General features: G+C 73.9%; 19 protein-coding genes and 1 pseudogene. 9 read left to right on the top strand and 11 right to left on the bottom strand.

Annotated features, from left to right (window positions below; all coding sequences use genetic code 11):
- Positions 1-67: 67 nt before the first annotated feature.
- Positions 68-1,456: a glutamine synthetase family protein gene (locus AB0D49_RS01520; RefSeq protein ID WP_362749319.1), complete on the bottom strand. Its 1,389-nt coding sequence runs from the start codon at positions 1,454-1,456 to the stop codon at positions 68-70.
- Positions 1,457-1,805: 349 nt separating this feature from the next.
- Here AB0D49_RS01520 and AB0D49_RS01515 point away from each other — a divergent pair, with 349 nt between their 5' ends.
- The 7 genes and pseudogenes from AB0D49_RS01515 (at position 1,806) to AB0D49_RS01485 (ending at position 9,118) form a co-directional block, all read left to right on the top strand.
- Positions 1,806-2,597, top strand: a complete 792-nt coding sequence (locus AB0D49_RS01515; RefSeq protein ID WP_362748867.1) for an acetoacetate decarboxylase family protein — start codon at positions 1,806-1,808, stop codon at positions 2,595-2,597.
- Positions 2,598-2,951: 354 nt separating this feature from the next.
- Entirely contained in the window at positions 2,952-4,439 is a 1,488-nt protein-coding gene (locus AB0D49_RS01510; RefSeq protein ID WP_362748864.1) for an aldehyde dehydrogenase, read from the top strand.
- On the top strand, positions 4,432-5,364 hold the full coding sequence (locus tag AB0D49_RS01505; RefSeq protein ID WP_362748861.1) for a 3,4-dihydroxyphenylacetate 2,3-dioxygenase: 933 nt from the start codon (positions 4,432-4,434) through the stop codon (positions 5,362-5,364). The genes AB0D49_RS01510 and AB0D49_RS01505 overlap by 8 nt, the downstream gene beginning before the upstream one ends.
- Positions 5,361-6,206, top strand: coding sequence for a fumarylacetoacetate hydrolase family protein (locus tag AB0D49_RS01500; RefSeq protein WP_362748858.1), 846 nt, complete (start codon positions 5,361-5,363; stop codon positions 6,204-6,206). Before AB0D49_RS01505 ends, AB0D49_RS01500 begins: the two co-directional genes overlap by 4 nt.
- A gap of 65 nt (positions 6,207-6,271) precedes the next feature.
- A pseudogene (locus tag AB0D49_RS01495) lies at positions 6,272-6,901 on the top strand (TetR family transcriptional regulator); the annotation flags it as partial.
- Positions 6,882-8,372: an aldehyde dehydrogenase gene (locus tag AB0D49_RS01490; protein WP_362748855.1), complete on the top strand. Its 1,491-nt coding sequence runs from the start codon at positions 6,882-6,884 to the stop codon at positions 8,370-8,372. The pseudogene AB0D49_RS01495 and the gene AB0D49_RS01490, both read left to right, overlap by 20 nt.
- On the top strand, positions 8,369-9,118 hold the full coding sequence (locus AB0D49_RS01485; RefSeq protein WP_362748852.1) for a gamma-glutamyl-gamma-aminobutyrate hydrolase family protein: 750 nt from the start codon (positions 8,369-8,371) through the stop codon (positions 9,116-9,118). Before AB0D49_RS01490 ends, AB0D49_RS01485 begins: the two co-directional genes overlap by 4 nt.
- A gap of 58 nt (positions 9,119-9,176) precedes the next feature.
- Here AB0D49_RS01485 and AB0D49_RS01480 read toward each other — a convergent pair whose 3' ends face one another.
- Together AB0D49_RS01480 and AB0D49_RS01475 are read right to left on the bottom strand one after the other, a co-directional pair.
- Positions 9,177-9,749 (bottom strand): MarR family transcriptional regulator, encoded by a 573-nt coding sequence (locus tag AB0D49_RS01480; RefSeq protein WP_362748849.1) that lies wholly within the window; start codon positions 9,747-9,749, stop codon positions 9,177-9,179.
- A 123-nt stretch (positions 9,750-9,872) separates the two neighbouring features.
- Complete coding sequence (locus AB0D49_RS01475; RefSeq protein WP_362748846.1) at positions 9,873-12,875, bottom strand: tetratricopeptide repeat protein; 3,003 nt, start codon at positions 12,873-12,875, stop codon at positions 9,873-9,875.
- 203 nt (positions 12,876-13,078) lie between these two features.
- Here AB0D49_RS01475 and AB0D49_RS01470 point away from each other — a divergent pair, with 203 nt between their 5' ends.
- Positions 13,079-13,234: a hypothetical protein gene (locus tag AB0D49_RS01470; RefSeq protein ID WP_362748843.1), complete on the top strand. Its 156-nt coding sequence runs from the start codon at positions 13,079-13,081 to the stop codon at positions 13,232-13,234.
- A 27-nt stretch (positions 13,235-13,261) separates the two neighbouring features.
- On the opposite strand, the gene AB0D49_RS01465 is transcribed toward AB0D49_RS01470, so the two are convergent.
- The 5 genes from AB0D49_RS01465 to AB0D49_RS01445 are packed head-to-tail and all read right to left on the bottom strand — an operon-like array spanning position 13,262 to position 18,367.
- The gene (locus AB0D49_RS01465) at positions 13,262-13,963 is read right to left on the bottom strand and encodes an ATP-binding cassette domain-containing protein (RefSeq protein WP_362748840.1); all 702 of its coding nucleotides are present in this window, start codon (positions 13,961-13,963) and stop codon (positions 13,262-13,264) included.
- A complete protein-coding gene (locus AB0D49_RS01460) occupies positions 13,956-14,933 on the bottom strand; it encodes an ABC transporter ATP-binding protein (RefSeq protein ID WP_362748837.1) in 978 nt (325 codons plus the stop codon). The genes AB0D49_RS01465 and AB0D49_RS01460 overlap by 8 nt, the downstream gene beginning before the upstream one ends.
- On the bottom strand, positions 14,930-15,829 hold the full coding sequence (locus AB0D49_RS01455; protein WP_362748834.1) for an ABC transporter permease: 900 nt from the start codon (positions 15,827-15,829) through the stop codon (positions 14,930-14,932). Before AB0D49_RS01455 ends, AB0D49_RS01460 begins: the two co-directional genes overlap by 4 nt.
- Positions 15,819-16,787, bottom strand: a complete 969-nt coding sequence (locus tag AB0D49_RS01450; RefSeq protein ID WP_362749317.1) for an ABC transporter permease — start codon at positions 16,785-16,787, stop codon at positions 15,819-15,821. The genes AB0D49_RS01455 and AB0D49_RS01450 overlap by 11 nt, the downstream gene beginning before the upstream one ends.
- Before the next feature lie 32 nt (positions 16,788-16,819).
- Positions 16,820-18,367 (bottom strand): ABC transporter substrate-binding protein, encoded by a 1,548-nt coding sequence (locus tag AB0D49_RS01445; RefSeq protein ID WP_362749314.1) that lies wholly within the window; start codon positions 18,365-18,367, stop codon positions 16,820-16,822.
- 349 nt (positions 18,368-18,716) lie between these two features.
- On the opposite strand from AB0D49_RS01445, the gene AB0D49_RS01440 reads away from it, so the two are divergent.
- Positions 18,717-20,525: an FAD-binding dehydrogenase gene (locus AB0D49_RS01440; protein ID WP_362748831.1), complete on the top strand. Its 1,809-nt coding sequence runs from the start codon at positions 18,717-18,719 to the stop codon at positions 20,523-20,525.
- A gap of 141 nt (positions 20,526-20,666) precedes the next feature.
- On the opposite strand, the gene meaB is transcribed toward AB0D49_RS01440, so the two are convergent.
- Genes meaB through AB0D49_RS01425 form a run of 3 tightly spaced genes read right to left on the bottom strand, consistent with a single transcriptional unit; the run spans position 20,667 to position 25,648 of the window.
- Entirely contained in the window at positions 20,667-21,653 is a 987-nt protein-coding gene (gene meaB, locus AB0D49_RS01435; RefSeq protein WP_362748828.1) for a methylmalonyl Co-A mutase-associated GTPase MeaB, read from the bottom strand.
- 15 nt (positions 21,654-21,668) lie between these two features.
- Positions 21,669-23,849 (bottom strand): methylmalonyl-CoA mutase, encoded by a 2,181-nt coding sequence (gene scpA, locus AB0D49_RS01430; RefSeq protein ID WP_362748825.1) that lies wholly within the window; start codon positions 23,847-23,849, stop codon positions 21,669-21,671.
- Positions 23,849-25,648, bottom strand: coding sequence for a methylmalonyl-CoA mutase family protein (locus AB0D49_RS01425; RefSeq protein WP_362748821.1), 1,800 nt, complete (start codon positions 25,646-25,648; stop codon positions 23,849-23,851). Before AB0D49_RS01425 ends, scpA begins: the two co-directional genes overlap by 1 nt.
- Positions 25,649-25,789: the final 141 nt, after the last annotated feature.

The following is a 25,789-nucleotide window of genomic DNA, read 5'->3' as shown; positions in this document are numbered from 1 at the left end:
GTCCTCCTCGGGGCTGCTCCCCCGGCGGTCGGCCCCGCCAGCGGCGTCACCACCGACATCGTCACGGTCAGAGGTGGTACGCGTACTCCGTGAACTCCCAGTCGGTCACGTACCGCTGGAACCGTGCCACCTCGTCCCGCTTGTAGGCGAGGTACGACGCGACGAAGGGCTTGCCGAGGACATCGGTCAGCCCGGTGTCCGCCTCCAGCGCGTCCAGCGCGGCGGGCAGGCTCGCGGGCAGCAGGGCGGAGCGCGCGCTGTCGTAGCCGTAGCCCTCCAGCGGGGCAGGCGGTTCGGCACCGGCCCGGATGCCCAGCATCGCGGCGGCGAGGGTACCGGCGATCAGCAGATAGGGGTTGGCGGTGGCGTCGCCGAGCCGCAGTTCGAGCCGGGTCCCGGCGCCGCGCTCGGGCGGGACGCGGATCATCGCGCTGCGGTTGTCGAGGCCCCAGTCGATCAGCCAGGGCGCCAGGGTGTCGGGCCCGAACCGCTTGTACGAGTTCAGCGTCGGGTTGGCGAGGGCGGCGAGTGCGGGGGTGTGGGCGAGTATTCCGGCCAGCGCGTGCCGGGCGGTCCTGGACAGCCCGTAGGGGGCGGAGGGGGCGTCGAAGGCGGAGGCGCCAGGGCTGTCGGGGGTCGCGTGGGGGGCCGCTTCGGGGGTCGCGTCGGGGGTCGCGTCGGGGTCCGTTCCCAGGGTCTCGAAGGACAGATGCAGATGGAAGCCGGAGCCGCCCGCGTCGTTGAACGGCTTGGCCATGAATGTGGCCAGCCGGCCCTCCTTGCGGGCCACCTCCTTCACCGCCGCCTTGAACCGGAACGCCCGGTCGGCCGCAGACAGCGCGTCGGAGTGGGTGAGGTTGATCTCGAACTGGCCCCCGTCGTACTCGTGGTTGCCGCCGCTCACCCCGATGTCCAGATCGCGCAGCAGCCGCAGGGCGCGCAGCAGATGGTTGTCGCCGTCGGCGCGCAGTCCGGCGGTGTAGACGGCTCCGGTGGTCTCGTCGTAGCGGCGCCAGCCACGGGCCGAGCCGGGCGCCGGTTCGCACAGGAAGTACTCCAGCTCCGGGCCCACCACCGGGCGCAGTCCCAGCTGGGTGTGGCAGCGGTCGATCACCTGGCGCAGCAGATCGCGCGGCGACTCCGGGGCCGGTGCCCCGGTGGCCGGGTCGGTGACGTCCCCCAGACAGGCGGCGACCCCCGGCTCCCAGGGCAGCGCCACCAGGGTGTCCAGATCGGGCCGTACGCAGATGTCGGGCAGCCCGGCGTCCAGTCCGCCGGGGACCTCGACCGTGTCGCCCTGCGGGCTGGTGTGGTACACGGCCCGGCAGAAGGCGAGCCCGTGCTCGACGGCGGCGGGCAGCCGGTCCAGCAGGACGTCCCGGGCGCGTTCGGTGCCCATGAGGTCGGGATAGGTCACCCGGACCACGTCGATGCCGTCGGCGGCCAGCCGTTCCATGTGGTGCCGGAGCTGCTGCCGGGCGGCCGGGTTGGCGGAGGCGGAGGCGTCGCTCACCGTGTCTCCTCTGGAGAGCTGGGAGGGGGAGGGGAGGGGGGAGGGGCGAGGGGCGGATCAGGTGTGGCGCCCCCATTTCGTTTGGTGGCAAACGGTAGGGAGCCGCAGAGGCCGCCGCAAGGGGTTCAGGCCCGGAAATTATCCGCCTGGATAGGTATTGACCCCGGCTCCGGCCGTCCCTACCTTGAGAAAGGTCGGCTTTGTTTGAAGCCAAACGACAGTCTCGGTGCGGGCCGTCCGACCCCGCCTCAGCCCCCCGCCCGCTGACCGCCGCCCGACCCGAGGAACCCAAGTGACCAGTGTCCGTGGCTACTTCCACCCCAAGACCGCGACCGGCGCGGCGTCGCTGATCCCCGCCCCGCCCTGGCGCTACTCCGGCGATCTGCTCACCGTCGAGTACCGCACCGACCCCGACCGGGTGCGCGAACTGCTGCCCGAGCCGCTGGAACTCGCCGAGGACGACCCCGGCGCGGTGGCGCTGATCTGGGCCGACTGGCAGTCCTGCGCCGCGTCCGGGGAGGAGCTGCTGGACCCGGTGCGGGCCCAGTACAAGGAGGCGTTCGCGGTGGTCCGCTGCCGCTACCAGGGGCGGACGTACTCGCGGTGCGTGTACATCTGGGTCGACAAGGACTTCGCCCTCGCGCGCGGACTGCACCAGGGCTATCCGAAGAAGCTGGGCTCCATCCACCAGACCCGGCCGCACCCCTACGGGCCCGCCCCGCGGATCGAGGCCGGGGCCCGGTTCGGGGCGACGCTCGCCGCGGCGGACCGGCGGCTCGCGCAGACCGTGGTGACGCTGCGGGAACCGTCCGAGACCAACGGGTTCGTCAACGGGCATCCGATGGCCCACCACCGGTGGCTCCCGGCGATCGAGAAGGGCGGCGGTCTCGCCCTGGACGAGCTGATCGAGTCGGGCGCCGCCGCGTTCGAGGCCGGACCGGCGTGGGTGGGCGACGCGGAGCTGGAGCTGTTCGCGTCCCCCACCGAGGAACTGGCCCGCCTTGAGGTGCGGGAGCCGATCGCCGCGTACTTCCGTCAGGTGGGCGTGGTCTGGGACGGGGGGCGGCTGCTGGAGCGGGGGTAGCGAGCCGCCTCGCGGGATGGGCGAGCCCCTCGCCGCGGCATCGAGTCCCCTCGCGGGACCGGCGAACCCCGCGTCACCGAGCCGCCTCGCCGCCCCAACGAGCCACCTCGCGGGATCGGCGCCCCCCGCCACGCCACCGAGCCCCGGCCGCGCGGTCGGTGAGCCCCGGCGCGGAGACGGCGCACCCCCCGCGCGGGGACGGCGCACCCCCCGCGCGGGGACGGCGACCCCCGGCACGGGGACGGCGACCCCCGGCACGGGGATGGCAAGACCCCGCTCCTGCCCCGCTCCCGCCCCCCGCTCCCGCCCCCCTCTCCCTCTCCGCCTCCCCCAACCTCCCAGGAGCCCCCTCCCATGCCCAAGCAACCCGAGCAGCCCGAGCAGCCTCACAGAATCACCGTCGCCGGTGTCCCCGTCGACACCCGGCACTGGATCGGAGGCCGTCGGATCGCCTCCGCCACGACCTTCGACGACCTGTCCCCGATCGACGGGACCCTCATCGGCGCGATCTCCCGCGCGACCCCGACCGACGCCGCCACGGCCGTCGCCGCCGCCAAGGCCGCCTTCCCCGCCTGGGCCGCCACCTCCCGCGCCGAACGCGCCCGCCTCCTGCACGCCGTCGCCGACGGCGTCGAGAAACGGCTCGAAGAACTGGCGCTCGTGGAGACCACCGACAACGGCGCCCTGCTCCGCTCCCACCGCCGGGGCGTGATGCCCCGTGTCGCCCACAACTTCCGCTACTTCGCCGACCACCTCCTCGCCCTGGACCACCCGGACTTCGACACCCGCGGCCACACCAACCACGTCACCTGGGACCCGGCCGGACCCAGCGTCCTGATCACCCCCTGGAACGCGCCCCTCATGCTGGCCACCTGGAAGGTCGCGCCCGCGCTCGCCGCCGGGAACACCGTCGTCCTCAAGCCCGCCGAATGGTCCCCGCTGACCGCCTCGCTGCTCGCCGACATCGCCGCCGAGGCGGGCCTGCCACCCGGTGTGCTGAACGTCGTCCAGGGCTACGGCTCCGAGATCGGCGACGCCCTCACCGCCCACCCCGACGTCCGCCGGATCAGCTTCACCGGCTCCGTCCCCACCGCCCGCCGCATCGCCGCGTCGGCCGCCGCCCGGCTCACCCCGCTCAGCCTGGAACTCGGCGGCAAGTCCCCGCTGCTGGTCTTCGCCGACGCCGACCTCGACCTCGCCGTCGATCTCGCCGTGGAGCAGTACGACAACGCCGGTCAGGTCTGTCTCGCCGCGACCCGGCTGCTGGTGGAGGAGTCCGTCGCCGCGGAGTTCACCCGCCGGTTCACCGAACGGGCCGCCCGGCTCGTGCAGGGCGACCCCCGCGACCCGGCCACCGACATCGGGCCCACCATCCACCCCCGCCAACTGGAGAAGGTCGACGGGTTCGTCCGGCGGGCGCTGGACGCCGGGGCCCGCGCGGTGCTCGGCGGCCACCCGGTCGACGGCCGCTACTACGCCCCGACCCTCCTCACCGACGTGGCCCAGGATGCGGAGATCGTCCAGGAGGAGGTCTTCGGCCCCGTCCTCACCCTCCAGACCTTCACCGACGAGGACGAGGCGGTACGGCTCGCCGACGACACCCGGTTCGGGCTCGCCGCCACCCTCGCCACCGGGGACCGCGAGCGCGCCGCCCGGGTCGCCGCACGGCTGACGGCCGGGACGGTCTGGGTCAACTGCTTCTTCGTCCGGGACCTGAAGGCCCCCTTCGGCGGCAGCCGCGAGTCCGGGGTGGGCCGCGAGGGCGGCACCTGGAGCTTCGACTTCTACTGCGACCTCAAGAACACCGTCACCGCCGCGAAGGGATGGCAGGACCATGGGTGAGATCGTCGGGGCCGGGCTGCTCGCCCATGTCCCCACCATCGTGCTCCCCGAGGCGGACCGCCTCGCACTGAACGAGGGCAAGGAGATCACCCTCGTCACCGGCCTCAACCAACTGCGCGCCGAGGTCTTCGAACGGGACGACTACGACACCGTCGTCGTCCTCGACTCGCACTGGGCGACCACCATCGAGTTCGTCGTCACCGCCCAGGACCGCCGGGCCGGACTCTTCACCTCCGAGGAACTCCCCCGGGGCATGTGCCGAATGCCGTACGACTATCCCGGTGACCCCGAACTCGCCCGGAACATCGCCTCGTTCGCGGACCGGCACGGCACCTGGATCGCCCCTGTCGACGACGCCTACCTGCCCGTCTACTACGCCACCATCAACCTCTGGAAGTTCCTGGGGGAGGGCCTGCCCGACAAGCGGTGGGTGACCATCGGGGTCTGCCAGACCGGGGACATGGAGGACCATCTGCGGCTCGGCCGGGCGCTCGCCGACGGTATCGCCGCCACGCCCGGCCGCCGGGTGCTGCTGGTCGCCTCCGGTGCCCTGTCGCACTCCTTCTGGCCGCTGCGCGAACTCCGCGCCCACGAGGCCAGCGACCCCGCGCACATCTTCACCCCCGAGGCACGGGCCGCGGACCTGGAGCGGATCGCCTGGTTCAAGGAGGGACGGCACGACCGGGTGATCGACACCATGGACGCCTTCTGGCCGCACAAGCCGGAGGCCCGGTTCTTCCACTATCTGATGATGGCCGGAGCGCTCGGCGAACACGCCTGCACCGCGCCCGCCCGGCAGTACGGCGAGTACGAGAACGCCATCGGCACCGGTCAGGTCCTGCTCTGGTTCGACCGCCCGGCCGACGGCTGGACCGCCCCCGCGTCCGTCACCGCCTCTGTCACCCCCCGCCAGGAGCAGTCATGACCGAGTACCGCCGCGTCCTCCTCGACGGGGCCGTCGTGGAGACCGTCCGGGACGGTGACGAACTCGTCGCCGGGGACGGCCGCCGCGTCAAGGCCGACAGCGCCCGCCATCTGCCGCCGGTCGTCCCGTCCAAGGTGATCGCCGTCCACCTCAACCACCGCAGCCGGGTCGAGGAGTTCCGGATCGCGCTGTCCGGCACGCCCACCTACTTCCACAAGCCCACCTCCGCGCTCAACGCCCACCAGGGGGCCGTGGTCCGCCCCGAGGGCTGCAAGTGGCTCAACTACGAGGGCGAGGTCGCCATCGTCATCGGCCGCACCGCCCGCAACATCGCCCCGGCCGACGCGGCGGCGCACATCGCCGGGTACACCGTCGCCAACGACTTCGGGCTGCACGACTTCCGGGACACCGACGCCGGGTCCATGCTCCGCGTCAAGGGCTCCGACACCCTGTGCCCGCTCGGCCCCGGCCTGGTCACCGACTGGGACTTCACCGGGAAACGGCTGCGGACGTACGTCAACGGCGAGACCGTCCAGGACGGCTCCACCGACGAGATGACCTGGGACATGCACTACCTGGTCGCCGACATCGCCCGCACCATCACCCTGTACCCCGGGGACGTGCTGCTGTCCGGCACACCGGCGGGCTCCCGGCCCGTCCAGCCCGGTGATGTGGTCGAGGTGGAGGTCGAGGGCCTCGGCCGGCTCAGCAACCATGTCGTCACCGGCCCCACCCCGGTCCGTACCGACGTCGGCGCCCAGCCGACCGAGTCCGAGGAGGTGCTCTCCACCGCGCTGGGCGGCGACTGGGAGTTCCGCGGCGTCCGTCCGCCGCGGCGCTGACCGGCGGCTCGGCGGGGAGGGCCGGCCGTACGACCGACGCGGCCGGGCCCACCGGTCCGGCCGGCCGCCCCCGCAGACGCCCCGGCCCGTACGGGACCGGCCGCACCGCCCTGCTGGACGCCGCCGTCCGGGTGGTGGCCCGCGGTGGACTGCGCGGACTCACCTACCGGGCGGTCGCCGAGGAGGCCGGGGTCACCCATGGACTCGTCGTCCACCACTTCGGCTCCCGGGACGCGCTGATCGCGGAGGCCGTCACCCACGCCGTCCGCACCTCCCTGGACAGCAGCGCCCTGGACTTCGGCACCGGCCGCCCCGCCGACTTCGCCGCCCGGCTCCCCGACCATGTCGACAACGACCCCGACCTCCAGCTCTTCCAGTACGAACTGCTTCTGGAGGCCCGCCGCCGCCCCGCACTCCTGCCGCTTCTGCGCGCGCTGTACGAGGAGTACTTCGAGGCCACCCGGCGCGAACTGACCCGGATGCTGCCCCAGCCGGTGAGCCGGGGCCGCCACCGGCTGGTGTTCGCCGCGCTGGAGGGGCTCGTCCTGCACCAGTTGGTGTTCGGCGAGCGCGAGGTGACCCAGGAGGCGCTCGCGGAACTCCGGGAGCTGCTGGCGGCGCTGGCCGCCCGGGACCGCCCCCCGCCCCCGCCACCATCCGCACCCGGAGGACCACATGACCGCCCCCACCCATGACGACTGGCTCCAGCGCGCGAAGACCTTCACTCCCCCCACCGCCCATCACATCGACGGCACCGACGAACCCGGCCCCGGAGCCGCCGTCCCGGTGCTCTCGCCCCGCGACGGCCGCACCCTCACCGAGGTCGCCGACGGCGGCCCCGCCGAGATCGACGCCGCCGTCACCGCCGCCCGCCGCGCCTTCGACCACGGCCCCTGGCCCCGCCTGGCCCCCGCCGAACGCGGCCGGGTCCTGCTCCGCCTCGCCGACCTGATCGAGACCCACCGCACCGAACTCGCCCTCGCCGTCACCCTGGAGACCGGCAAGCCGATCACCGACGCCCATGACATCGAACTCCGCGCGCTGATCGGCACCGTCCGCTGGTACGGCCAGCTCAGCGACAAACTCACCGACGAGTCCCCGCACACCGCCCCCGACGCCCTCGCCCTGGTCACCCGGGAACCCGCCGGGGTGGTCGGCGCGGTCGTCCCGTGGAACTTCCCGCTGACCCTGGCGGGCTGGAAGATCGCGCCCGCGCTCGCCGCGGGCTGCACGGCCGTCCTCAAACCGTCCGAGAACTCCCCGCTGTCCGCGCTGCTGCTGGCCCGGCTCGCCCGCGAGGCCGGACTGCCGCCGGGCGTGCTCAACGTGGTCAACGGCACCGGCCCGGTCGCGGGCCGCGCGCTCGGCCTGCACCCCGGCGTCGACGTCCTCGCCTTCACCGGCTCCACCGCCGTCGGCCGCCACTTCCTGCGCTACGCCGCCGACTCCAACCTCAAACGGGTCTGGCTGGAACTGGGCGGCAAGTCCCCGAACATCGTGCTGCCCGACGCCCCTGACCTGGACCGGGCCGCCGCCACCGCCGCCTGGGGCATCTTCTTCAACCAGGGCGAGATGTGCACCGCCCCCTCCCGGCTTCTGGTGCACACCTCGATCGCCGACCGGATCACCGAGGCGGTGGTACGACGGGCCCGCGCCCTGCGCGTCGGGGATCCGCTCGACCCGGCCACCGAGATGGGCGCGCTGGTCGGCGAGGCCCACCTCGCCCGCGTCCAGGACCACATCGCCACCGGCCACGCCGAGGGCGCCCGCCTGCTGACCGGCGGCTCCCGCACCCTCATCGCCACCGGCGGCAGCTACCTGGAGCCCACCGTCTTCGACGCCGTCACCCCCGCCATGCGGCTGGCCCGCGAGGAGATCTTCGGCCCGGTCCTGTCCGTCCTCACCTTCGACGACCTCGACGAGGCGGTACGGCTCGCCAACGCCACCGAGTACGGCCTCGCCGCCGGGCTGTGGACCGCCGACCTCTCCACCGCCCACCGCGTCTCCCGCGCCCTGCGGGCCGGAACGGTCTGGGTCAACTGCTACGAGGAGGGCGACCTCACCGTCCCCTTCGGCGGGATGAAGCAGTCCGGCAACGGCCGTGACAAGTCCGCCCACGCGCTGGAGAAGTACACGGAGCTGAAGACGACCTGGATCCAGCTGTGACCGCCACCCGGGGGGATCGCCCGCCGCACCGCCCCCTGATAGCCGTCCCCGCCCGCTTCGCCGCCTCCACCTCCGCCCTGCGCTACACCGCAGAGGTCACCGCCCGCGCCCTGACGGAGGCGGTGTGGCGGGCGGGCGGCGAGCCCGTCACCCTCCACCCGCACGCCCCCGGCGGCACCGCCGACCCCGCCGAGGTCGCCGCCCGTCTCGCCCGCTTCGACGGACTGCTGCTGCCCGGCGGCGGCGACCTGGCCCCGCACCGCTACGGCGCCACCGCCACCGACCCGAGCGTCTACGACGTGGACGACGAACAGGACGCCTTCGACCTGGAACTGGCCCGCCGGGCACTCACCACCGGCGTCCCCCTGCTGGCGGTCTGCCGCGGCCTCCAGGTCGTCAACACCGCCCTCGGCGGCACCCTCCACCAGGACATGGGCGGCCCCGACCGCGCCCACCGCCACCTGCGCCACCTCGTCGCCCCGGCCCCCGGCTCGGCCCTCGCCGCCCTCATGGGCCCGGACAAGGCGGACGTCTCCTGCTACCACCACCAGCGGATCGACCGCCTGGGCACGGGTCTGACGGTCACCGCCCGCGCGGCGGACGGCACGATCGAGGCGGCGGAACTCCCGGGCGCGGCGGGCTGGTTCCTGGCCGTCCAGTGGCACCCGGAGGACACGGCCGCCGCGGACCCGGCACAACAGGCCCTGTTCGACGCCCTGACCACCGCGGCGGCGCGCACCTCCTGAGGGACGGGACCTACTTCCGGGCCCGCCCACCCCTAGTCCCGCCGACTTCTGGTCCCGCCTACTTCCGGGCCCGCCGCCCACTGCGCCGGGGCGTCGGGCTCGCCCCGCCCAGCAGTTCCCGGCGCCGCTCCTCACCGGACTCCTCCACCTGGAGCACCACCCGGCGCAGCGCGTCGGCCAGCCCCACGCACTCGTCGTCGCTCAGCCGGGCGGTGACGAACGCCTCCTCGGCGTTGAACGCCGGGAACACCCGCCGCATGAACTCCTCGCCCTCCCCGGTCAGCGACAGCAGCACCAGCCGCCCGTCGCTGGGATGCCCCGCCCGGCGCAGCAGCCCCCGTGACTCCAGGGTCCGGGCGACCCCGGTGAGCGTCCCCTTGGAGATCCCGGCCTCCTCCGCCACCCGCCGGGTCTCGGACTCGCCCCACACCCACACCACCCACAGCACCACGAACCCGGTCCAGGTCAGGTCCGAGCCACGCAGTACCGAGTTCTCCAGATGCTGGCGGACCGCCGCCGCGGCCCGGTGGATGTTGGCCACCGCGATCATCTGCTCCCGGCGCAGCTCGATCCCGCCGAGCTTCTGGGCCGCGAGCTTCTCCGCCTCACCGATGGACCGCTGGCCGGTCACACGTGCTCCCTCGCCTCGACACCGTCACACCGTGCGCGCAGTATCGGCCACACGATCGTCCGCTCTCGCAGTGTACGGGCGCGGTCCGGCGTCCCCCTGGTGCTGCCGCCGGACGCGTCCCGCTCACGGTGTGTACGGTGAGGCACCGCCGTCCGCTTGGCGGCGCCGGAGTCCGTTGCGCAACGCGGTCCACCGGGTCCCCGCCGTCCGCGCGTCCCGCTCCGCCCCGGCCCGGCGGAACAGGGCGGCCCCGGTCAGCCCGGAGGCCACCGCCTCCTCGAACCGCCCGAGGCGCCACAGGAGTTCCCCGATCTGGCAGCGCAGCAGGGCGTCCTCGGCGGGCTCACGTTCCGTGAGGGGCAGGCCCTCGGCAAGGGCGTCCACCGCCTCTTCGAGGCGTCCCGCCGCTTCATGGGCGCGGGAGATGTCGAAGAGCGTCCCGATCTCGCGGCGGTGTTCACCGGCCGCGCGGAACACGGCCAGGGCCGCGTGGTGCGCGTCCAGCGCCTCGTCGATCCTCCCCAGGAGCCGCAGCGAGGTGCCGAGATTGCTCAGGGCGATGCCCTCACGGTCCAGATGTCCCACCGCGCGGGCGACGTCGACCGCCTGGGCGTGCAGCGCGGCGGCCTCTTCGTGGCGGCCCAGCTCCACGAGGGCGAGCCCGAGATTGCTGAGGCACGCGGATTCGCCGCGCAGATCCCCGGTCTCCTGGAGGACCGCGAGGGCCCGGTCATGCGCCTCCACGCCCTCATCGGGCCGCCCCGCCGCCGTCAGGGCGATACCCAGGTGGTCCAGAGCCAACGCCTCGTCGGAGGGGCCGCCGTGCTCGCGTACGAGGCCCAGCACGGAGGTCAGTACGTCGACAGCCACCTCGTACACGCCGAACTCCCGCAGTGCGGCGGCCAGGTTGAACAGCGCCATGGCCTCGCGGTACGGATCGGCGCAGTGACTGTAGAGGGCGGCGGACTGCATGTGCGCCGCGATGGCAGGTTCGAACTGCCCTGTCAGCTGGAGCGTGTTCCCGAGAGCGTTCAGCGCCGTGGCCTGTCGACGCCGGCTGCCGGACGCGGAGAAGAGCCGACACGCCCTCACATGGGCTTCCACCGCCTCGGAGATCCGCCCCAGCCCGGTCAGCGCGAGACCCAGAGTCATGAGGATGCTCGCCTCGCCGAGACCGTCGTCCCGCTCGCGGTACGCCTCCGCGGCCGGTGTTCCGGCGGCGACGCACTCCTCCAACCTCCGCATCGGCAACAGGGCGGCGGCGAGACAGGCACGGGACTCCGCGGTGGCGCGCCAGTCCCCGGTGACCTCGGACTGGGCCAGCGCCGCACGGTGTGTGTCGGCTCCCTGGTCGAAGCGGCGGGCCTCGCCGAGAGCCTGGCCCAGGCTGTTGAGCACCCGGACCCGCACGACCGAGGGCGGAGCCGTCTCCAGGACCGTGCAGGCGTGGCTGGCCAGGGTGATCCAGTCGGCCAGGTATCGGCGGCGTTCCAGGAACCCGGCGAGCGAGACGGTGAGCGGGACACTCGCCGCCCTGGCCGTGTCCGACGGTGACTCCGTGAGCGCGACCAGATTGGCGCGCTCCGCCTCCAGCCAGGCAGTCGCGTCGACGACGCCGGTGAATCGGCCCGCCCCGGGTGCGATGTCCGTGACCAACTGGCCGCACGCCGCCTCGACGGTGCCGACATAGAACTCCGTCAGCCGGACGACGGCCTCCTCCCGGCGGTCCTCCTCCGCCCGCTCCTCGCCCTTCTCCAGCGCGTAGAGCTGGAGCAGATCGTGCAGGGACCACCGTTCGTCCGCCGTGCGCCGCAGGAGGTGGGCCCGTGCGAGGGCGGCGAGCAGGGGCCGGGCGTTCGGGGCGCCGAGGAGCGCGGCGGCGGCCCGCGTGGACAGGTCGGGGCCCGGCGCCGCCGACAGCAGCCGGAAGACGCGGGCCTGTGCCGGGCTGAGACGGCGGTAGGAGAGGTCGAAGGTGGCGCGGACGGCGAGCGGGTGGCCGTGGTCGTCGGTGTCGGCGTAGTCCAGGGCGTCGAGCCGGGTCCGGGCGTCGGCGAGGTCGGCCGCCTGGTCGGCCAGGGAGCGGTCCGGCTCGTCCCGCAGCAGGGCGGCGATGATCCGCAGGGCGAGCGGGAGATGCCCGCAGAGCGCGACCAGTCGTGCCGCGTCCTCGGGCACGTCGGCGACCCGGTCGTCCCCGGTCCCGCCCGCGCGCAGCGCCCGGTCGAGGAGGCCGAGCGCCCCGTCCGCGTCCAGCGGGTCCAGGCTGAGGTGCTGGGCGGACAGCCCGGACAGCGCCTGGCGGGAGGTGAGGAGCGCGTGATGGGGCGGGCCGGGCAGGAGGGGCGCGGTCTGTGCGGCGCCCCGGGCGTTGTCGAGGACGATCAGGAGGGGCCTGCCCTGCCGGGCGAGGCCGTCCAGGCGCATCCGCCACAGGTCCAGCTTCTCCTCGACGGTTCGGGGCAGTTCACCGCCCTTGACGCCGAGCGCGCGCAGGAACTGGTCCGCCACGGCCCCCGGTTCGACGGGCGCGCCCAGGCTGTGGCCGTGCAGATCGGCGAAGAGGACACCGCCGGGGAACCATCCGGCCGTGTGCGCCCGGTGGGCGGTGTGCAGGGCCAGCGCGGTCTTGCCGACCCCGCCCATCCCCGCCACCACCGACACGGCGGCGACGCCGGACGGCTCCCCGGTGGGCGCCAGCCAGCCCATGACCCGCTCCACGGCCTCCGCCCGTCCGGTGAAGCCGGTGGGCTCGGGCGGCAGCGTCACCGGGCCCTGGGCGGTGGGCGGTCTCCGCTCCTGGTCCCGTCCGCCGGGCCGTCCGCCGCGCGCCCGGTCGCGTTCGTGGCGGGCGTCGGTGAGCAGCCGCCGCCACCAGCCTTCCGGCCGCTCCTCGTACCCCCGTGCCCTGGTCTGGAGATGGGCCACCAGGACCAGGACGAAGGCGGTGTGGCGGGGGCCGGGGACGGTACGGCCGTGCAGCCACTCGTGCAGGGAGGAGTCCGCCACGGTGAGCGGCGGGCGCTGCCGTGCGCCCAGCGCGACGAGGCTGCTCAGCGTCGGTCGGCCCGCCGCCTCGTACAGCGCCCGTAACTCGGCCCAGAACCGGTCCGCCCGCGGCTCCATCGGCCCACGCCCCCCTCGCCCGCACCGGAATCCCGACCCCGCCGGAAAACCCGCGCGGGTCGTGTGTCGGACCAGGCTAGGACCCTCGCCGCAGGGCCGGTAAGGACCCCGGAACATCGCCGGAAACCCCCCGGAGACGGCCTGATGACCGCACCGCCCGGCGCACCCCGCACCGGGCCCGCGTCCATCACACGGGAGCAGCCATGACCTCCACGCCTTCCACCGCCACCACCACCGCCGCCACCGCCCCGGCCGAACGACGGACCCGCACCCCGTTCCTGACGCTGGCCGGTCACGCCCTCGGCGGGCTGCTCTCCGGTGTCTTCCGGGCGCTGACCGCCCGACTGCTGGGCGACTGAGACACCTCACGGCACACGCGGCCGGGCTCAGCCCCGCCCCGGCTTCGCCGCCGACCCGTCCGACCCGTCCGACACGTCCGCCACGTCCCCCCACTCCAGCACCGTGTCGCACCACCGCTCCAGCAGCACCTGGTCGTGCCCCACGGCCAGCAGCCCCGCGCCCGTCTCGGTGCGGTACCGCTCCACCGCGGTGACCAGTGCCGCCGTGGTGGAGGCGTCCAGCATCGCGGTCATCTCGTCGCAGATCAGCCAGCGGGGCCGGAGCACCAGCGCGCGGGCGAGACAGGCCCGCTGGAGCTGGCCGTCGCTGACCTCGTGCGGGCGGCGGCCCAGCAGGTCGGGGGTGAGGCCGACCGCCGGGGTCAGTTCGGCGAGCCGGTCGGTGATCTCCTCACGGCGTCCGTTGGCCCGCAGCGGCTCGGCGATCAGGTCGGTGAGCCGCAGCCGGGGGTCGGCGGAGAGCCGGGGCTGCTGGAAGACGACGCCGATCGCGGTGCGCTGGGCGCGCGGCGCCCGGTGCCGCCAGCCGTGGACCGGGTCGCCGTCCAGGACGACCGTGCCCGCGTCGGGGCGGTGCAGCAGGGCCGCGACCCTGGCCAGCGTCGACTTGCCGCAGCCGCTGGGGCCAAGGAGACCGATCGCGCGGCCGGGCGGGACGGTCAGCGAGGCGTCCCGCACGACCGGGGTCCGGCGGCCGTATCCGGCGGTGATGGCGCGCAGCTCAAGCACTCAGGCCCTCCGGGACGTGCGGATGGTGGCAGGCCGTGCCATCGGCGGCCGGGGGCGGGGCCGCGCAGGCGGCGGTGGCCCGGGGGCAGCGCGGGGCGAAGGCGCAGCCGGGCGGGAGGTCGGTCAGCTCGGGCGGCAGCCCGGGGATCGGGGTGAACCCGCGGTCGGGCAGCGCCTGGAGCAGTCCCCGGCTGTAGGGGTGGCGGGGGCCGGGCGTCCCGAAGAACGCCTTGGCGTCGGCGAGTTCCACGATCCGGCCCGCGTACATCACCGCCACCCGGTCGGCGATCCGCTCGGCGGCCCGCAGATCGTGGGTGATGACGAGCAGCGCCCGTCCGCCGCCGCCGTCTCCGTCGACATGGCGGCGCAGTGCGTCGACGGTGTGGTCGACGAGGTCGCGGTCCAGGCCGGTGGTGGGTTCGTCGGCGAGCAGCAGGCGCGCGTCGCCGACCAGGGCGAGCGCGGTCGCGGCCCGCTGGGCGAGCCCGCCGGAGAGTTCGTGCGGATACCGGTCCAGGTGCCCGGCGGGGAACGCGGCCCGCTCGGCGGCCCGTTCGGCGGCGTCCCGTACGGCGCTCCGGCCGCGTACGCCGGTCAGCGCGGCGACCGTCTCCGCGAGCTGGGACCGGACCCGGCGTACCGGCGTCAGATGCGCGGCCGGGCTCTGCGGGATCAGCCCGACGCGTCTGCCGCGCACCGTACCGGCCAGGGTTCGTTCCCCGGCGGTGAGCAGGTCCAGGTCGCCGAGGTGGGCCGTGCCCGCCGTCTGGGCGTTGCCGGGGAGCAGTCCGAGCAGCGCGGAGGCCAGCACGGACTTGCCGCAGCCGCTCTCGCCGATCAGCGCCAGGCACTCCCCGGCGGCCACGTCGAAGGACGCGTCGGTGACCGCCGCGACCCGGGCGCCGCCCGGCAGCAGGAACCGCACGGACAGCCCGCGCACCGAAAGAACCGGTGCCTCGCGCTCGTTCACAGCATCAGCTCCGATCGGCGGCGCGGATTGATCCGTTCCCGCCAGGCCCCGGCGAGGCCCGCGATGGCGAGGGTCGGGACGATGAGGAACAGCCCGGGGAACAGGGTCGGCCACCAGTCACCGGCCAGCAGCGAGCTGCGGGCGCCCTGCACGAGGGTGCCGAGGCTCGCGGTGTGGGTGGGCAGGCCGAGACCCAGGAAGGACAGCGCCGACTCGTGCCACATGGCGTGCGGCACCATCAGCACGGCCGCGAGCCCGGCCTGCGGCAGCACCGCCGGAAGCAGATGGCGGACCGTCACCCGCCACCGCGAGGCGCCCCCGGACACCGCCGCGTCGATATACGGCCGGGCGCGCAGCGACAGCACCTCGGCGCGCACGATCCGGGCGGTGGACAGCCAGTGGGTGAGCGCGACCGACACCACCACCGGCCACACCCCCGGCCGGAACATCGCCACGATGAAGATGCCCATCAGCAGATGCGGTACGGAGGACAGGGCGTCGACGACCCGCATGACGAGCCGGTCCACCCAGCCGCCGAGCGCCCCGGCGGTCGCCCCGACGGCGGTGCCGATCACCGTCGCGGTGAGCGCCGCCGCGAGCCCCACCAGCAGCGACACCCGCAGCCCGTACACACAGCGCAGCAGCAGGTCCCGGCCCACGTCGTCGGTGCCGAACGGGTGCGCCCAGCTCGGCGGGCGCAGCTTCAGGGCCAGGTCCACGGCCTGCTGGTCGAGCCGGACCAGCGGCGGTACGAGCAGCACGGCCAGCACGGTCACGGCCACCAGCACCGCCGACACCCGGACCCGTACCGCACGGGTGGAGCGGCGCTCGGCCCCATGGGACCGCCACCGCTTCTCCTGTACCGTCGCCGCCTGCGCGGGCGGGTCACATGTCACGGAATCTCACCCTCGGATCGAACAGGCCGTACAGCAGGTCCGCGAGCAGATTGCCGAGCAGTACGGCGGCGGTGGCCAGCGTGGTCAGCGCGGCGAGCAGCGGGAAGTCCACGGCGGTGGCCGCCTCCACGGTGGCCGCCGCGATCCCTGGCCAGCTGAACACGGTCTCCACCAGCAGCGCCCCGGTGATGAGTTCGGGCACCCGGGACCCGATCAGGGTGAGCACCGGCAGCAGCCCGGAGCGCAGCGCGTGGCCGAGCAGCACGGTCCGCTCGCTCAGCCCCCGGGCCCGCGCCCCGCGCACGGGGTCCTCGGCGAGCGCGTCGGCGACGCCCTGCCGGACGTACAGCGTGAACCAGGGCAGCTGGGACACGGCGAGGACCCCGGCGGGCAGCAGGACATGGCGGGCCACCTGCCCCGCCGTGACCCGCTCGCTGGCCGTGTCGGTCAGTCCGCCGGCCGGGAGCACATCGAGCTGGAGCGCGAACAGCCACACCGCCAGCAGGGCCACCCAGAACACGGGGGCCGCCTCCAGGGTGTACGCCAGCGAGCTGACCGCCCGGTCCAGCCAGGAGCCGGGGCGGCGGGCGGCGAGGACCCCGAGGACCGTGCCGGTGAGCACGGCGAGGGCGAAGGCCAGCGCGCACAGCAGCGCCGACCACACCAGCCGTTCCCCGACGACCTCGGTGACCGGCTGGCGCAGCACGCTGGAGTAGCCGAGGTCGCCGCCGAGCGCCGAGGTGAGCCAGTTCCACCAGCGGGCGGTGAACGGCTGGTCCACGCCCAGGTTCTCGCGCAGCCGGGCGAGGGTCTCCGCGTCGGCGCCGAGCGCGGCGGTCCCGGCGTACGCCTTGACCGGGTCGAACGGGGAGGCGGCGGCCACCGCGAACACCCCGAAGGTGACCACCAGCAGCACCGGCGCGGCGAACACCAGCCGCCGGGCCGCGAGCCGCCCCATGTCGGCCCAGGGGAGCCGGTCCGTGCGGAGGATCACGCGGCGGGCTTCCAGCTCTCCAGGTTCCACCACGGCCCGCTGGCGAAGCCGTGCTCATGCGGCTCGATCTGGGTGGTCAGCCCGTCCCAGCGGTCGGCGAGGACGTACAGATGGTTGATGTGGGTGAGGAAGGTGTATCCGGGGTTCTCCACCAGCTCCCGCTGCACGGTGTCGTACGCGCTCTCGCGGGCCGCCCGGTCGGCGCTGCGCCGCCCCTCGTCGAGCGCCTCGTCCACGGCCGGGTTCGCGTAGCGGCCCATGTTGTTGAAGCCGTCCCCGGCGAGCGAGGAGTGCAGCAGGGTGTAGAGCCCGAAGTCGGGGTCGCCGACGCTGCCGAACCCGGCGAGCACGGCGTCGTCCTTCATCCGGGGCTCGATGACCTCCCAGGTGGCGGACTCCACCTTCACCTCGATCCCGGCCTTCTTGGCGTCGGAGGCGTAGGCGAGGGCGTGGTCCTGGCGCACCTTGTCGCCGGACGGGTAGAGGAGCGTGAACGAGGCGCGCTGACCGCCCTTGGCACGGATGCCGCCCTCGCCCGCCTTCCACCCGGCGGCGTCCAGGATCCGTCCGGCCCCGGCGAGATCCCGCTCGCGCTCGACGCCGTCGGCGAACCAGGTGTCCCCGACGGGCAGCGGCCCGTACGCCGGGGTCCCGGCCCCGTCGAGGATGCCCTCGACCATCGCCAGCCGGTCCACGGCGAGATCCAGCGCCCGCCGGATCGCGGTGTCCCCGGTGACCTTCCCGGACTGCGGCAGCGTGACGGCCCGGAAGTCGTACGTCTTCGCCTCGTACGTCTTCTTCCCTTCCTCGCCCTCGAAGGTGGCGGCGAGGTTGGGCGGCAGCACCGCCCCGTCGAGGTCGCCGGAGCGCAGCCGGGTGGCGCGCACGTCGTCGTCCTCGATGATCGCCATGGTGACCGTCTTCACCTCCGGCTCCCCGTTCCAGTAGTTCGGGTTCGCCTTGAAGGTGAGCTTCTCGCCCTTGCTCCAGGACGACAGCACATACGGCCCGGCCCCCACCGGCTTCGTGTTGAACTCCCCGGTGTTGGGGTCCTGCGTCCCGGCGATGTGCTCGGGCACGATCGGCAGCACGGTCCGCGCGGCGAAACCGGCGTACGGGTACTTCAGGGAGAACACGACCGTCCCGTCCCCCTCCGCCCGCACGTCCTCGATGGCGTCCAGCTCGCTGCGCGCGGTGTTGTTGGTCTTCGCGTCGAGGACGGTGTCGTACGTGAACACCACGTCCTCGGCGGTCAGCGGCTCCCCGTCGCTGAACTGCACGCCCTCGCGCAGGGAGTAGGTGTACGTCAGCCCGTCCCCGGTGATCTCGGGCAGCGCCTTCGCCAGCGCCGGGCGCAGACTGAGGTCGGCGTTCCGGGCGAGCAGCCCGTCGAAGATCTTGGAGTTGCCGTCCTTGCCGTAGCCCAGCAGCGGGCTGAGCGTCTCCGGCTCGGAGGCCACCCCGACGACCACGGAGTCGGCGGCCCCGCCCCCGTCGTCCGCGCCGCCGCCGGGCGCCGAACAGGCGCTCACGCCCCCGATCATCGCGCCCGCGACCGCGGCCGTCCGTATCCGTCGCCTGGCTCGCTTCGCCATGGGTCTCCCACCCTTAATGCCCTGCTGGTGCTGTTGCATATTAATTGCAGATAACCCCAGATCAAGCCCCCGTCCCAGCCCTTGGCGCCCCCGTACGGAGATGTTCACCACGGGACGCCGGGTCCGCGGCGGGCGCCCGGACGGTTGAAGGCCGCACGACTCTGTTCGCCGCCCCACCCCCTGGGCTACCTTCGGTAACACCCTGCTCGGAGCGGCACTTCACGCCCTCCGGCCCCGGTGCGCCCTTTTCTCCCCGCTCCTTTCCTGCACCCCCGCCCGCACGGAAGGCCACCTCCCCATGGAGCACCTCACCCCCCACCCCGCCGCCCCCTCCGCCGAAGGCGTCAGCCGCCGCCGCGCCCTCACCGTCGCCGGGGGAGTGCTGGCCACAGCCGCGCTGTCCCAGGCCGTGGCGCCCGGCGCGTCCGCCGCCGGGTCCGCCGACGCCGACGCGATCGTGGTCGGCGCCGGACTCGCCGGACTGGTCGCCACCGCCGAACTCGCCGCCGCCGGACGCCGGGTGCTGCTGCTCGACCAGGAGCCGGAGACCAACCTCGGCGGTCAGGCGTTCTGGTCGTTCGGCGGGCTCTTCCTCGTGGACTCGGCCGAACAGCGGCTCATGGGCATCAAGGACTCACCCGAACTGGCCTGGCAGGACTGGCTCGGCACGGCCGGCTTCGACCGCGGTGTGGACGACCCGACGGGCGCCGACCACTGGGCCCGCCGCTGGGCCGAGGCGTACGTCGACTTCGCCGCCGGGGAGAAACGCGACTGGCTGCACGGGCTGGGCGTGCGCTGGTTCCCGGTCGTCGGCTGGGCCGAGCGCGGCGGCGGACTCGCCGACGGCCACGGCAACTCCGTACCGCGCTTCCATGTCACCTGGGGCACCGGGCCCGCCGTGGTCGAACCGTTCGAGAAGCAGGTGCGGGCCGCCGCCGAGCGCGGACGGGTCGGCTTCCGCTTCCGCCACCGGGTGGACGGACTCGTGGTCAGCGGCGGAGCCGTCACCGGGGTGCGCGGGGCGGTCCTGGAGCCCAGCGGCGCGGCCCGCGGCAGGCCCAGCTCCCGCACGGTGGTCGGCGAGTTCGCGTTCACCGCCCCCGTGGTCGTCGTCACCTCCGGCGGCATCGGCGCCGACCACGACCTGGTCCGCCGCAACTGGCCCGCCCGCCTCGGCGCCCCGCCCAAGACGATGATCACCGGTGTCCCCGCCCATGTGGACGGCCGGATGCTGGCGATCACCGAACGCGCGGGCGGCCGGATCGTCAACCCCGACCGCATGTGGCACTACACCGAGGGCCTGCGGAACTACGACCCCATCTGGCCCGGCCACGGCATCCGCATCCTGCCGGGACCGTCGTCGATGTGGTTCGACGCCACCGGCCGCCGCTTCGGCACCCCCGACCTCCCCGGATACGACACCCTGCACACTCTCCGGTCGATCACCGCCACCGGCTACGACTACTCCTGGTTCGTCACCACCCAGAAGATCATCGCCAAGGAGTTCGCCCTCTCCGGCTCCGAACAGAACCCCGACCTCACCGAGAAGGACCTCCTCAAGCTGCTCTCCCGGATCTGGCAGACCCCCGAACCGATCGAGCGCTTCAAGGACCGGGGGGAGGACTTCGTCGTCGCCGAGACCCTTCCGCAGCTCGTCGCCGGGATGAACCGGCTGACCGGCCAGAACCTCATCGCCCTGGACGCCCTGCGCCGCCAGATCGAGGCCCGTGACCGCGAGATCGACAACCCCTACACCAAGGACGTCCAGGTCATGGGCATCCGCAACGCCCTCGCCTACCCCGGCGACTCCCTCAGCCGCACCGCGTCCCTCCACCGCATCCTGGACCCCTCCGCCGGGCCCCTGATCGCCGTCCGCCTCAACATCCTCACCCGCAAGACCCTGGGCGGCCTCCAGACCGACCTGGCGAGCCGGGTCCTGGACGCGGGCGGCCGTCCGGTCCCCGGGCTGTACGCGGCGGGCGAGGTGGCCGGCTTCGGCGGCGGCGGGGTCCACGGCTACCGCTCCCTGGAGGGCACGTTCCTCGGCGGCTGCCTGTTCAGCGGCCGAGCGGCGGGCCGCGCGGCGGCGGAGGCGACGGGGGGTTGAGCGGGGGCGGAGGCGACGGGGGGTTGAGCGGCGGCGGAGGCGACGGGGGGTTGAGCGGGGGCGGAGGCGACAGGGCGGGTCGAGCGGGGCGGCCCCGGCCGGTCAGGGCCGCTATCGCGCCCCCTCCCACCTCAGCCCACCTCACCGCGCCTCCCCGCCCCCGAACACCCCCAGAATCCGCTCCGCCGCCAGCGTCGCCGTCAACTCCCCCTCCCGGACGGCCCGTTCCAGCCCGGGAGTCAGCTCCCGTACCGCCGGATCGGACCGCAGCCGTCCCAGCAACTCGTCCCGGACCATGCTCCATGTCCAGTCCACCTGCTGGTCACGGCGTTTCGCGGTGAGCCGTCCGTCCGTGTCCAGCAGCGTCCGGTGCTGCTCCAGCCGGTCCCACACCACGTCCAGGCCCATCCCCTCCCGGGCGCTGCAACTCAGCACCGGCGGAGTCCAGAACGCGTCCTTGCCGTGCATCAGCCGCAGCGCGCCCGCCAGTTCACGGGCCGCCGCCCGCGCGTCCCGCTCGTGCGGGCCGTCGGCCTTGTTCACCGCGATCACATCGGCCAGCTCCAGGACGCCCTTCTTGATGCCCTGGAGCTGATCGCCGGTCCGGGCGAGGGTGAGCAGCAGAAACGAGTCGACCATGTTGGCGACCGCCGTCTCCGACTGCCCGACGCCCACCGTCTCCACCAGCACCACGTCGTACCCGGCCGCCTCCATCACCACGATCGACTCCCGGGTGGCCTTGGCGACCCCGCCGAGCGTCCCCGCGGTGGGGGAGGGGCGGACGAACGCCGCCGGGTCCACCGCCAGCCGCTCCATCCGGGTCTTGTCCCCGAGGATCGAACCGCCGGTACGGCTGGAGGACGGGTCCACGGCGAGCACCGCGACCCGGTGCCCGGCCGCCGTCAGCATCGTCCCGAACGCGTCGATGAAGGTGGACTTGCCGACCCCCGGGACCCCGCTGACCCCGATCCGCCGGGCCCGTCCGCTGTGCGGCAGCAGCTCCGTCAGCAGCCGCTGCGCCAGCACCCGGTGCTGCGGCCGGGCCGACTCCACGAGCGTGATCGCACGGGCGACCAGGGCGCGCTTCCCGTCCAGCACGCCCTTCACATACGTATCAACGTCGATCATGCGCGCCATGGGCGGTCACAGCTCATGGCCGAGGTCGGCCGCCAGCCGCCGCACCAGGTCGTACGCCGCGTCCGGGATCACCGTGCCCGGCGGGAACACCGCCGCCGCGCCCATCTCCAGCAGCGTCGGCACATCCTGCGGCGGGATCACCCCACCGACCACGATCATGATGTCCTCCCGGCCCTCCGCCGCCAGCTCGTCCCGCAGCGCCGGTACGAGGGTGAGATGACCGGCGGCCAGCGACGAGACGCCCACGATGTGCACATCCGCCTCCACCGCCTGCCGGGCCACCTCGCCCGGCGTCTGGAACAGCGGACCGACGTCGACATCGAAACCGAGGTCGGCGAAGGCGGTCGCGATCACCTTCTGCCCCCGGTCGTGGCCGTCCTGCCCCATCTTGGCGACCAGGATGCGCGGACGCCGGCCCTCGGCCTCCTCGAAGGAGTCCACCAGCGCCCGGGTGCGCCCGACGGACGGCGACTCCCCGGCTTCGTTGCGGTACACCCCGGAGATCGTACGGATCTGGCTCGCGTGCCGCCCGTAGACCTTCTCCAGCGCGTCGGAGATCTCCCCGACGGTGGCCTTGGCGCGGGCCGCGTCCACCGCCAGCTCCAGCAGATTGCCCTCGCCCCCGGCCGCCCGGGTCAGCGCGTCCAGCGCGGCCCGGCAGACGGATTCGTCCCGCTCCTCGCGCAGCCGCCGCAGCTTGTCGATCTGCTGGGCGCGCACCGAGGAGTTGTCGACCTTCAGCACCTCGATCTGCTCGTCGCTGTCCACCCGGTACTTGTTGACCCCGATCACCGGCTGCCGCCCGGAGTCGATCCGGGCCTGCGTGCGGGCCGCCGCCTCCTCCACCCGCAGCTTGGGGATGCCCGCGTCGATGGCCTGCGCCATGCCGCCCGCCGCCTCGACCTCCTGGATGTGCTGCCAGGCCCGCCGGGCGAGGTCGTACGTCAGCTTCTCCACATACGCGCTGCCGCCCCACGGGTCGATGACCCGGGTCGTGCCCGACTCCTGCTGGATGAGGAGCTGGGTGTTGCGGGCGATCCGCGCGGAGAAGTCGGTGGGCAGCGCGAGCGCCTCGTCCAGGGCGTTGGTGTGCAGCGACTGGGTGTGCCCCTGGGTCGCGGCCATCGCCTCCACACAGGTACGGGTCACGTTGTTGAAGACGTCCTGCGCGGTCAGCGACCAGCCCGAGGTCTGCGAATGGGTGCGCAGCGACAGCGACTTGGCGTTCTGCGGGTCGAACTGCTTCACCAGCTTCGCCCACAGCAGCCGCGCCGCCCGCAGCTTGGCGACCTCCATGAAGAAGTTCATGCCGATCGCCCAGAAGAACGACAGCCGGGGCGCGAACGCGTCCACGTCCAGCCCCGCCTCCCGGCCAGCCCGGATGTACTCCACCCCGTCCGCCAGGGTGTACGCCAGCTCCAGATCGGCCGTCGCCCCCGCCTCCTGGATGTGGTACCCGGAGATGGAGATCGAGTTGTAGCGGGGCATCCGCTGCGAGGTGAACGCGAAGATGTCGGAGATGATCCGCATCGACGGCTTCGGCGGATAGATGTACGTGTTGCGGACCATGAACTCCTTGAGGATGTCGTTCTGGATGGTCCCCGCCAGCTTCTCCGGCGCCACCCCCTGCTCCTCGGCCGCCACGATGTACAGCGCCAGGACCGGCAGCACGGCCCCGTTCATGGTCATCGACACGGTCATCCGGTCCAGCGGGATGCCGTCGAACAGCTGGCGCATGTCGTAGATCGAGTCGATCGCCACGCCCGCCATGCCGACATCGCCGGTCACCCGGGGATGGTCGCTGTCGTAGCCCCGGTGCGTCGGCAGGTCGAAGGCGACCGACAGACCCTTCTGACCGGCCGCCAGATTCCGCCGGTAGAAGGCGTTGGACTCCTCGGCGGTGGAGAACCCGGCGTACTGCCGGATCGTCCAGGGCTGGTTCACATACATCGTCGGGTAGGGCCCGCGCAGATACGGGGCCACACCCGGGTACGTGTCCAGGAAGTCCAGACCCTCCAGGTCCCGCCCGGTGTACAGCGGCTCGACGGTGATGCCCTCCGGGGTCTCCCAGAGCAGATCGTCACCGTCGGCGGCCTTCTTCACCGCCGTACGCCACTCGTCGGGGCCGCCCTCCACGGTGGGCGTGCCCAGCTCGATCCCGGCGAAGTCGGGGACGGACGACGACATCAGGACACTCCCATACGGTCGAGGGCGGCGGACAGCACGGCGACGGCGTCGCACCCGGCGAACACATAGCCGTCCACCCCCGGGTACGTCCCCGGCCGCCCGGCGAGGAACACATGGGTGGCTCCGGCGGCCCGCAGCTCGCCCGCCACCGCCTGGGCCCGCTCCTCGTACAGCGCGTCGCTGGAGCACAGACACGCCTCGCCCGCCCCGCTGTCCGCGAACGAGCCCTCGGTGACCGGTTCGATGCCGCCCGCCTGGAAGAGGTTGGCGGCGAAGGTGAGGCGCGCGGTGTGCGCGGCGGCCGGGCCCAGCGCGGCCAGGAACACCCGGGGCCGGGCGCCGGTCGCGGCGAGGTGGGCGTCCGAGCGGGCCCGCAGCGCCTCGAAGTCCTCGTCCCGCCGCACCCGGGGCAGCCCGCCCGACGGCGGCTCGGGCGCGGGCTCGCGCTCCACCGGCTTCTCCGCGAGGAACGGGAACTCGCTCACCCCGGTGACCGGCTCACGCCGGGTGGCGAGCCGCGCCTTGCGCGCCGCCCAGGTCTCGGCGAGCCGGTCCCGCAGCAGCCCCGAGCGCAGCGCGGCGCGCTGCCCCCCGGCCCGCTCGATCTCCTGGAAGAACGCCCACCCGGCCCGCGCGAGATCGTCCGTCAGCCGCTCCACGTAGGACGACCCGCCCGCCGGGTCGATGACCCGGGCGAGATGCGACTCCTCGATCAGGATCACGGAGGTGTTGCGGGCGATCCGCCGGGCGAACGCGTCCGGACGGCCCAGCGCGTGGTCGAACGGCAGCACGCTCACCGCGTCCGCGCCGCCCACCCCGGCGGCCAGCGTGGCGACGGTGGCCCGCAGCATGTTCACCCACGGGTCGCGGGGCGCGGTCATCACCGACGACGTCACCACGTGCTGGCGCTGCGGGCTCGGCGCCCCGCACACCTCGGTCACCCGCGCCCACAGCCGGCGCGCGGCGCGCAGCTTGGCGATGGTCAGGAACTGGTCGGCGGTCGCCGCGTACCGGAACTCCAGCTCCCCGGCCGCCTCGGCGACACCGAGCCCGGCGTCCGTCAGCTCCCGCAGATACGCCACCCCGGTGGCCAGCGAGGCGCCCAGCTCCTGCGCCGCCGACCCCCCGGCCTCGTGGTACGGCAGCGCGTCCACGGTCGCCGCGCGCAGCCCGTTGCCCGAGGTGAGCAGCAGCAGATCGGCCACCGGCGCGCCCTCGTACGGGGCTCCGGTGCGGGCCTCGTACCCGAGCGGATCGGCGCCGAGCGTGCCGCGCAGGGCGTGCGGCAGGACCCGGCGCGCGGCGGCGACCCGCAGCAGCTCCCGCGCGGCGGGCGCGACCTCGGTCCCGGCGTCCAGCACGATCGGTGCCAGGTCGAGATACACCCCCTCCAGCACCGCGTCGAGCGCGTCGACCGCGATGCCGCCGGGCCGCCCGACCTCCAGCCACAGCGAGGTGACCCCGTGCTCCAGATCGGCGAGGACGGCCGCGTTGTCCGCCACGGTGTGCCGCTGCCGTACGTCCCAGCCGCCCGCCGTGCCCCCGGCGGCCGTACCGCCCCGTACGAACGGGGCGAAGCCGGGCAGCCCGGGGTCGGGCGCGCTGTCGTGCGCGGTGTAGAGGGGACGAGTGCGGAGCCCGTCCTCCAGCGGCGTGGACAGGGCGTCCTCCGCCTCGGCTCCCGAGACTTCCTTGCCCGACTTGCGCAGGACACCCGCCACGAGGCGCTGCCACTGCTCATGGGTCGCTTCCGGGAACTCGGCGGCCAGGGAGAGCCCGTCGTCAGGCAGGACCGTCATGGCTCGGATGCTAGGCCAGATCGATGACCGACCATCAGTGGACGCGACTGTGACCTTCTTCTCCTAGGGGGTGTGACGAGCCGCTCTAGGGGGCGGGGGGTCCCTTTGGGGGTGGGGGAGCGGAGTACCGCGGCGGTGCGG

The sequence above is a fragment of the Streptomyces sp. NPDC048290 genome (assembly GCF_040652095.1).
Taxonomy (GTDB): domain Bacteria; phylum Actinomycetota; class Actinomycetes; order Streptomycetales; family Streptomycetaceae; genus Streptomyces.
Note: the sequence above shows the minus strand (reverse complement) of the source record. Positions and strands in the feature narration are given on the sequence as shown.

Excerpts from the sequence above, each read along its gene's own strand:
- AB0D49_RS01470 (WP_362748843.1), top strand. The coding sequence starts at position 13,079 with ATGACCTCCACGCCTTCCACCGCCACCACCACCGCCGCCACCGCCCCG.
- AB0D49_RS01440 (WP_362748831.1), top strand. The coding sequence starts at position 18,717 with ATGGAGCACCTCACCCCCCACCCCGCCGCCCCCTCCGCCGAAGGCGTC.
- scpA (WP_362748825.1), bottom strand. The coding sequence starts at position 23,849 with ATGTCGTCGTCCGTCCCCGACTTCGCCGGGATCGAGCTGGGCACGCCC.
- AB0D49_RS01505 (WP_362748861.1), top strand. The coding sequence starts at position 4,432 with ATGGGTGAGATCGTCGGGGCCGGGCTGCTCGCCCATGTCCCCACCATC.
- AB0D49_RS01475 (WP_362748846.1), bottom strand. The coding sequence starts at position 12,875 with ATGGAGCCGCGGGCGGACCGGTTCTGGGCCGAGTTACGGGCGCTGTAC.
- AB0D49_RS01510 (WP_362748864.1), top strand. The coding sequence starts at position 2,952 with ATGCCCAAGCAACCCGAGCAGCCCGAGCAGCCTCACAGAATCACCGTC.
- AB0D49_RS01500 (WP_362748858.1), top strand. The coding sequence starts at position 5,361 with ATGACCGAGTACCGCCGCGTCCTCCTCGACGGGGCCGTCGTGGAGACC.
- AB0D49_RS01490 (WP_362748855.1), top strand. The coding sequence starts at position 6,882 with ATGACCGCCCCCACCCATGACGACTGGCTCCAGCGCGCGAAGACCTTC.
- AB0D49_RS01450 (WP_362749317.1), bottom strand. The coding sequence starts at position 16,787 with ATGGGGCGGCTCGCGGCCCGGCGGCTGGTGTTCGCCGCGCCGGTGCTG.
- meaB (WP_362748828.1), bottom strand. The coding sequence starts at position 21,653 with ATGATCGACGTTGATACGTATGTGAAGGGCGTGCTGGACGGGAAGCGC.
- AB0D49_RS01445 (WP_362749314.1), bottom strand. The coding sequence starts at position 18,367 with ATGATCGGGGGCGTGAGCGCCTGTTCGGCGCCCGGCGGCGGCGCGGAC.
- AB0D49_RS01520 (WP_362749319.1), bottom strand. The coding sequence starts at position 1,456 with ATGGAACGGCTGGCCGCCGACGGCATCGACGTGGTCCGGGTGACCTAT.
- AB0D49_RS01425 (WP_362748821.1), bottom strand. The coding sequence starts at position 25,648 with ATGACGGTCCTGCCTGACGACGGGCTCTCCCTGGCCGCCGAGTTCCCG.